We start from the raw sequence: 7,309 nt of genomic DNA on the forward strand, positions 1-7,309 counted from the left end.
TTGTTAAAATCACGAAAAACTTAAGGATAAAATTTGCAAGAGCTAAACAACGAGATCAGAAAAGTCCATTTCATAGGCATCGGCGGCATCGGCATCTCAGCCATCGCTAGATTTTTACACGAAAAAGGCCACAAGATAAGCGGTAGTGACATCAAAGAGAGTAAAACGACGCTTGAGCTAAAAGATGAAGGTATTGAGGTCATCACGCCACACTGCAAAGAGGCGATAAAAGACCAAGACTTTGTGGTCTATTCAGCTGCGATAAAAGAGGATAATATCGAGCTAGTGGAGGCCAGACGAAAGGGCATAAAGTGCTTTTCAAGAAAAGAAATTTTGCCTTATGTGCTTGAAGATAAGTGCGTCTTTGCAGTAGCTGGCGCACACGGTAAAAGCACGACTTCAGCGATGCTAGCAAGCCTCATTGAGGGCTCAGTCATCATTGGCGCCATCTCAAAGCAGTTTGGCTCAAATATGCGCTACGCAAAGAGCGATAACGTCGTATTTGAGGCTGATGAGAGCGATTCTAGCTTTCTAAACTCAAACCCATATCTAGCCATCGTCACAAACGCAGAGCCAGAGCACATGGAGCACTACGACTACGATCTAGCTAAATTTTACGCAGCTTACAAGGGCTTTTTGGAGCGCGCAAAAGTTAGGGTGATAAACGCTGAGGACGAGTTTTTAAGCACGCTTAAGCTTGACGCGATCAGGCTTTATCCAAGTACCGATATCACCGAGCTTACAATGGTTGTAAGAGACTATCAGCCATACACCAGCTTTAACCTTAAAAATTTAGGCAAATTTGAAGCCTTTGGCATGGGCGAGCACATCGCCATAGACGCATCTTTGGCCATTCTAGCTGCGATGCACGAGACGCCGCTTAAAGACATAAGAGAAAATTTATTAAATTTTAAAGGTATCAAAAAGCGTTTTGACATACTTAGTGCAAACAAAAATTTCGTCCTAATCGACGACTACGCGCACCATCCAACCGAGATAAAAGCGACGCTAAAATCAGTCTTTGAATACGCCAAAATTTTAGGTATAAACAGCGTTACAGCGATATTTCAGCCACACCGCTACACAAGACTTAGCACAAATTTACCTGGCTTTAAAGAGTGCTTTAAAGGCGTTGATGAGCTTGTCATCTTGCCAGTTTATGCAGCTGGAGAAAATCCGATCGAAGTTGATATGAAGAGCGAATTTAGCGAGTATAACCCGATCTTTACCGATAAGGTCGAGAGGGTTGAAGAGGGGATAGAATTTACAGATGAATTTGGCGTGAAAAACCGCCTAAGTGACGGCATCGTAGTTGGCTTTGGAGCGGGTGATATCAGCGTGCAGCTAAGAGGCGGATATTAATGGATCTAAGTAGTTTCAAGCCTCAAGATGAAAATGAAATTTTAAAAGAGATAAAAGAAAAAGAGCTTAGTGAAGAAGAAATTTCAAGCCTTATAATTTTAGGTAAAAAAGATATCTTGATCGCGCTTGCAAGGGAGCAAAAGCTAAGTAGCACTCAGATAAAAGAGATGCTGCCAAATGCCCCGTATATGGCTGTTTGCTTGCTAGTTGAAAAACAAGATATCAGTGAGGTTAAGGCTGAAATTTTAGAAAAGATCGAGCCTCATTCTGAGCTTTACAAAGAGCTCATCGCAAAATATAAGGGCGTAAAATGGTAAGAAATTTGATAATAATTGCCGGTGTGATGCTGCTTTTTGGAGCGATCTGGGCGATAAAAGATGAAAAGATAAACAAAAAAACAAAGGCTATTGTTAGTGCTATTTTGCTCGCAGTGCTTGTTTGTGGTTATATTTATGAGAGCAATTTATCAAGAAATGAGGACGCCATCTCAAAGCTAGTTAGCGATTTTAAACAGGGTAAAACACTAAAATGTGGCGAATACAACGTGAGTGCTGAGAAATTTAACTACGAATTTGGCACGGCGTCATTTTTGGCTAAAAGAGAATTTAGCGAGCTCTCAAGCGTAATAGTGCCGATAAAAAGTTGTGAGCAATGACTGAAGAGATATTTTTAAAGCTTGATTTGGGCGAATATTTAGAGAAATTTAACTCCTTTTTGGCAAGGCAAAAACCGCTATTTTTACAAGGCGACAGCAAAATCCACTTTGAAAACATTAGCGAGCTTTCAAAGTATGATTTCAAGGCGCCTGACGAGATAAAAGAGCTTGATGACGCGCTTATGAGACTTAGTAAGCAAGCAGTACTTCACATCAGTGAAATTTACGAGTTTGCAAAGATTATTAAGTATTTTTCATATCTAAAAAAGCAAAAATTTGAAGGCAGGCTTGGCGAGTGGATCGCAAAGGTTGAAATCCCTGAAGCGATGAGCCAGATGGCAAACAGCTTTGATGAAAACGGCGAGTTTAGCGACAGCGTGGATGAGAGATTTGCTGCGATAAAGCAGGCTTTTAGCGAGAAAAAGCGCCAGATCGATGCTGAGCTTAAAAAGCTCATCTACTCAAAGCACATCACGCCCTATCTTATCGATACTCAGACGCACTATATCAACTCGCAAGAGGCACTTTTGGTGCGTGGTGGCTTTAATCACGCCTTAAAAGGCACCGTGATCGCTAGAAGTTCAGGCGGCTACTTCTACGTCGCACCTGCAAGCACCGAGCGCCTAAAAAAGGAGCAAAGCGAGCTACTTGATAGAAAAGAAGAGATTATTTACGAGCACTGCAAGAAATTTAGCCTGCAGATGAGCAAGAGCCTACTCTTTTTGAAATTTATAAATAATGCTTTTGATCAGTTTGATGCATATCAGGCGCGTGTAAATTTGGCTAGATCACGTGACTATGAGTTTGTTTTGCCAAACAGCTCGCATGTTATAAAGCTTGAGAAATTTGCCCACCCAGCGCTTAAAAACCCAAAGAGCGTGAGCGTGGATTTTAGTAAAAAGGTGCTTTTAATAACCGGCGTAAATGCTGGTGGTAAGTCGATGCTTTTAAAATCGATCATCTCAGCGACGCTGCTTGCAAAGTATCTGCTACCTATGCGTATCGATGCAAACCGCTCAACGATCGGCTCTTTTAAAGAATTTGACGCGATCATAGAAGATCCGCAAAGCGTGAAAAACGACATCTCGACCTTTGCTGGCAGGATGGTGCATTTTGCAAAGCTTTTTACTAAAAGATCGATCATCATAGGTATTGACGAGATCGAGCTTGGCACCGATTTTGAGGAGGCTGCGAGCTTGTATGGCGTCATGATAGAGCGCCTCATCACTCAAGATATCAAAATGATCATCACGACCCACCACAAGCGCCTTGCGATGTTGCTAGCTAAAAACCCAGAGGTTGAGCTAGTGGCGGCACTTTACGACGAGGCGGCTCAAAGGCCTAAATTTGAGTTTTTAAAAGGCACGATCGGCAAGTCTTATGCCTTTGAAACGGCGGCAAGATACGGCATATCTCAAAATTTAGTGGCGCAGGCTAAGAAAATTTACGGCGAAGATAAAGAGAATTTAAACGAGATCATCACAAAGACGCTAAATTTACAAACCAAGCTTGATGAGGGTATAAAAGAGGTCACGGCAAAAGAGGAGCGGCTGGAGCGCTTGCTTGAGGAGCAAAAAGAGCTAAAAGAGAAAAATGAGATCAAGCTAAATGCGACTATTTCAAAGCTTGAAAAAGAGTATTATGAAGCGATAAATGCGGCAAAAGCTGTTATAAATTTCAAGGACATTAAAGACAAGCAAAGGGCGCTAAACGTGGCAAATGAAAAAAAAGCTGCCATCGTTAAGCCTAAAAAAACTGAACGCGAGAGCCTAAAAGTAGGCGATAGAGTAAGGTATGAAAATATCAAAGGCACGGTTTTAAGCATCTCTAAAAATGACGCAATGATCGAATCAAATGGTATAAATTTGCGCGTGCCACTAGAGCTTTTAAGAAAAAATGGCAACGAAGTAGTCTTGCCTAAAAAAGGTGGCGTGAGCCTAAATGTCGATAAACCAAAGACAGCCTCACTCTCGCTTGATTTGCATGGCATGAGAGCTGATGAGGCGATAGCAAAACTGGATAAATTTATCTCAGATAGTCTTGTTATGGGATTTGACGAGGTTAGCGTATTTCACGGCATCGGCACTGGTAAGCTTGCCTTTGCAGTTAAAAATTTCTTAAAAGAGCATCCAAGCGTGAAAGAATTTTTTGACGCACCGGCAAATCAAGGCGGATATGGAGCTAAAATAGTCAGGCTTTAGCTTTTTCCCAAAAGTTAAAATTTATTTTAAGGTTGATATAATCAGGGCAATTACACAAAACAAGGGAAGTAACTTTTGAGTAACAAGGACGAGCAAACGGGTAAAAATCTAAACATCACTAAAACGATTATAGGTTTAGTGTTTGTTTTGGGAAGTATTTTTTTAGTCGAAAATCTGGCAGTTTTTTATTTTAAATTTAATAATGCTTCTGCTGAAAATGGCTTTAATCTTCGAAAGAAAGTTGATTATTTGACATATCAATATGTTGATTATTTCAAAAATGTCAGCAAATATGATGTCGCAAATTTTCAATCTTACATTAACGATAGCGCTATGGGCGATGTTCTTTTATTAAAGGATGATAATAAAAATGGATACAAGGTCGTAGCATCTTCAGATAAAAGAATAATAAATCAAGAATTTAACGACAAAAGCTGTGGAAATATCTTTGCTCATAATTTTCAAAAAGATTATTTTTGGGCAAAAATTTTGCCAGAAAATGCCGCTCAAGTTTGTATGTTTGTGCCAGTTGGAGAGTATATATTAGGCTTTAAAGGAAAGGTTGATCAACGTATTACTGGTACACATGATGAGTACTTTTTTGAGTGGCTTTTAAACAATATGGCTTTAACATTCATCTTAAGCCTCATTGGTGCAATAGTTGCTTTGTCTACTTGTATATGGTATGCGGTCAAATACATAAAAGAAAAAAATAACTATAACGCATTAAAAACAGATACTAAAAAACAGATAGAAGAGCTTGGAGAAAAGCTTTATATCGATCCGATGACTGGACTTTTAAATAAAACAGCATTGGTGCGTGATATTAATAGCTATGAAAATCCTAAAGTAGTGCTTATAGATATTGACGATTTTGGTAAGATGAATGACTTTTACGGTAAATTTGCATGTGATCAGATTTTGGTAAAGATGGCTGATTTGATCAGTGAATTTGCCAAAAACGAGAATATGAAGGCTTACTGTATAGAAGCAGACAGGTTTGCTCTGGTAGAAGATAGCGATAGCTTTATCGATAGATATGAAGATATGGTTGAAGATTTGATAGAAATTTTTAAAGGCCGTATGCTAAGTATAGTCGATGAAGATGGTAGAGAGATAGAAGGTATCGAGATACATAGCACGATAGGCTTTGCTCTTGATAGTGACCAAACACTAAGAAAAGCAACAATAGCATTAAAAACAGCAAAAGAGCAAGATAAAGACTATGTTTGTTATTTCAAAGGGCTAAATCAAAAAGAGGAATACGCAACTCAAATAGAACGCTCTAAACTGATACAATACGCCACTATAAACAACAATATTGTTCCTTATTTTCAGCCGATAGTTAATGACCAAAAGGTGCCTGTAAAATACGAATGCTTGATAAGACTTTTAGATAGAGGCGATGTTATATCACCAAATGTCTTTTTAGATATCTCAAAGCGTATTAAGCGTTATGCTGATCTTGAGAAACAACTCATTGTAAAGTGTTTTAAACAACTTGTAGAGGATAAGAATTTAGTACTTTCTATAAATTTAAGCAGTAGAGATATGATCGATGGTGATGTTAGCTCACTTGTTTTAAATTTATTGAACAAGCACAATGTTGCTGGTAGAGTAGTATTTGAGATCGTTGAAGATGAAGAGCTTAAAAATTTAGAGAGAGTTTCAAATTTTATCGAGCGTGTAAAAAGTATGGGTGCAAAGATCGCTATTGATGATTTTGGCTCAGGATATTCAAATTTTTCTTACATTATAAAGATCAAGCCTGACTACGTGAAGATCGATGGCTCTATTATAAAAGATATAGACATAAATAAAGATTCACACTCTATCGCAAGTGCGATTGTGGCATTTGCAAAAGACCTTGGTATAAAAACTATTGCTGAATATGTGCATTCAAAAGAGATATTTGAAATCTGTAAAGAGATCGGCGTAGATGAGTTTCAGGGCTTTTACTTTGGTGCACCAGAGCGTGCCGGCTCATAAGGCACCTAGTGGTAATTAGCTTTTTAAAAGAGCTTTTAAGTTTTCGCTCTATCACGCCTAATGATGCTGGAAGCTTAGAATTTATCGCTAAATTTTTGCCTGATTTTGAGGCGAAATTTATAGAAAAAAATGGCACCAAAAATCTCATACTTTCTAAAATTTATGGAGACGGCGAGCATCTAGCTTTTGCTGGACACGTTGATGTTGTACCTCCAGGTGAGGGCTGGGATAGTGAGCCATTTACTCCACTAGAAAAAGATGGCTACATCTACGCAAGAGGCGCACAGGATATGAAAAGTGGCGTGGCTGCTTTTGTTTGTGCTGCTAAAGATGCGAAATTTGATGGCAAGCTAAGCCTCATATTAACAAGCGACGAAGAGGGCGATGGCACATATGGTACGCCTTTAGCACTTGAATATTTACGCGAAATAAATGATTTGCCAAAATTTTGCGTAGTGGCTGAGCCAACTTGCGATAAAGAATTTGGTGATAGCATAAAAGTTGGCAGACGTGGCTCAATAAATGGCAAGATCGTGATAAAGGGCATTCAAGGGCACGTGGCATATCCTGAAAAGTGTGTAAATCCGGTAAATTTAATAGCTCCACTTTTAAATAAGATAGCTGATCACGATATGGACGGCGGAAGCGAGTTTTTTAGCCCAAGCAAGATCGTGGTAACTGATATCAGAGGTGGCATGCAAGTTTGCAACGTCACGCCAAGTGAGCTTAGTATAATGTTTAATGTGAGAAACTCAAATTTAACTGACGTAAATGACGTTGAGGGCTATCTTAGAGAGGTTTTAAAGGGGCTTGATTACGAGCTTAGTATAAAGCAAAGCTCAAAGAGATTTTTAACAAACAAAGATAGTAAAATCGTAAAAAAATTAATGGCCTCTGTCGCAAAAATTACCGGTGTCACACCGGTTCTAAATACAAAAGGTGGCACGAGTGATGCAAGGCACTTTTCTGAATTTGGTGTAGATGCGATAGAATTTGGCGTCATAAACGACCGTATACACGCTAAAAACGAACGAGTTAGCGCCCGTGAAGTAAATAAACTTTATGAAATTTTTAAAGATTTGATAGAAAAATTTTAATCCAT

Annotated in this window: 6 protein-coding genes; all 6 read left to right on the plus strand. The window is 39.0% G+C overall.

Going from position 1 to position 7,309, the window contains the following annotated elements; genetic code table 11:
• Positions 1-54: 54 nt before the first annotated feature.
• The 6 genes from murC to dapE all read left to right on the plus strand — a co-directional run bounded on the left by murC (position 55) and on the right by dapE (position 7,304).
• Positions 55-1,362 (plus strand): UDP-N-acetylmuramate--L-alanine ligase, encoded by a 1,308-nt coding sequence (gene murC / locus FZ949_RS06730; protein WP_103580658.1) that lies wholly within the window; start codon positions 55-57, stop codon positions 1,360-1,362.
• Entirely contained in the window at positions 1,362-1,679 is a 318-nt protein-coding gene (locus FZ949_RS06735) for a hypothetical protein (protein WP_103580645.1), read from the plus strand. Before murC ends, FZ949_RS06735 begins: the two co-directional genes overlap by 1 nt.
• Positions 1,673-2,017, plus strand: a complete 345-nt coding sequence (locus tag FZ949_RS06740; protein ID WP_087585490.1) for a hypothetical protein — start codon at positions 1,673-1,675, stop codon at positions 2,015-2,017. Before FZ949_RS06735 ends, FZ949_RS06740 begins: the two co-directional genes overlap by 7 nt.
• Positions 2,014-4,218, plus strand: a complete 2,205-nt coding sequence (locus tag FZ949_RS06745) for an endonuclease MutS2 (protein ID WP_087585491.1) — start codon at positions 2,014-2,016, stop codon at positions 4,216-4,218. Before FZ949_RS06740 ends, FZ949_RS06745 begins: the two co-directional genes overlap by 4 nt.
• Before the next feature lie 75 nt (positions 4,219-4,293).
• Entirely contained in the window at positions 4,294-6,207 is a 1,914-nt protein-coding gene (locus FZ949_RS06750; protein ID WP_087585492.1) for an EAL domain-containing protein, read from the plus strand.
• 8 nt (positions 6,208-6,215) lie between these two features.
• On the plus strand, positions 6,216-7,304 hold the full coding sequence (dapE, locus tag FZ949_RS06755; protein ID WP_107953586.1) for a succinyl-diaminopimelate desuccinylase: 1,089 nt from the start codon (positions 6,216-6,218) through the stop codon (positions 7,302-7,304).
• Positions 7,305-7,309 lie beyond the last annotated feature (5 nt).

This window comes from Campylobacter concisus, from assembly GCF_902460545.1.
Lineage (GTDB): Bacteria > Campylobacterota > Campylobacteria > Campylobacterales > Campylobacteraceae > Campylobacter_A > Campylobacter_A concisus_AE.

Excerpts from the sequence above, each read along its gene's own strand:
- FZ949_RS06745 (WP_087585491.1), top strand. The coding sequence starts at position 2,014 with ATGACTGAAGAGATATTTTTAAAGCTTGATTTGGGCGAATATTTAGAG.
- FZ949_RS06735 (WP_103580645.1), top strand. The coding sequence starts at position 1,362 with ATGGATCTAAGTAGTTTCAAGCCTCAAGATGAAAATGAAATTTTAAAA.
- FZ949_RS06740 (WP_087585490.1), top strand. The coding sequence starts at position 1,673 with ATGGTAAGAAATTTGATAATAATTGCCGGTGTGATGCTGCTTTTTGGA.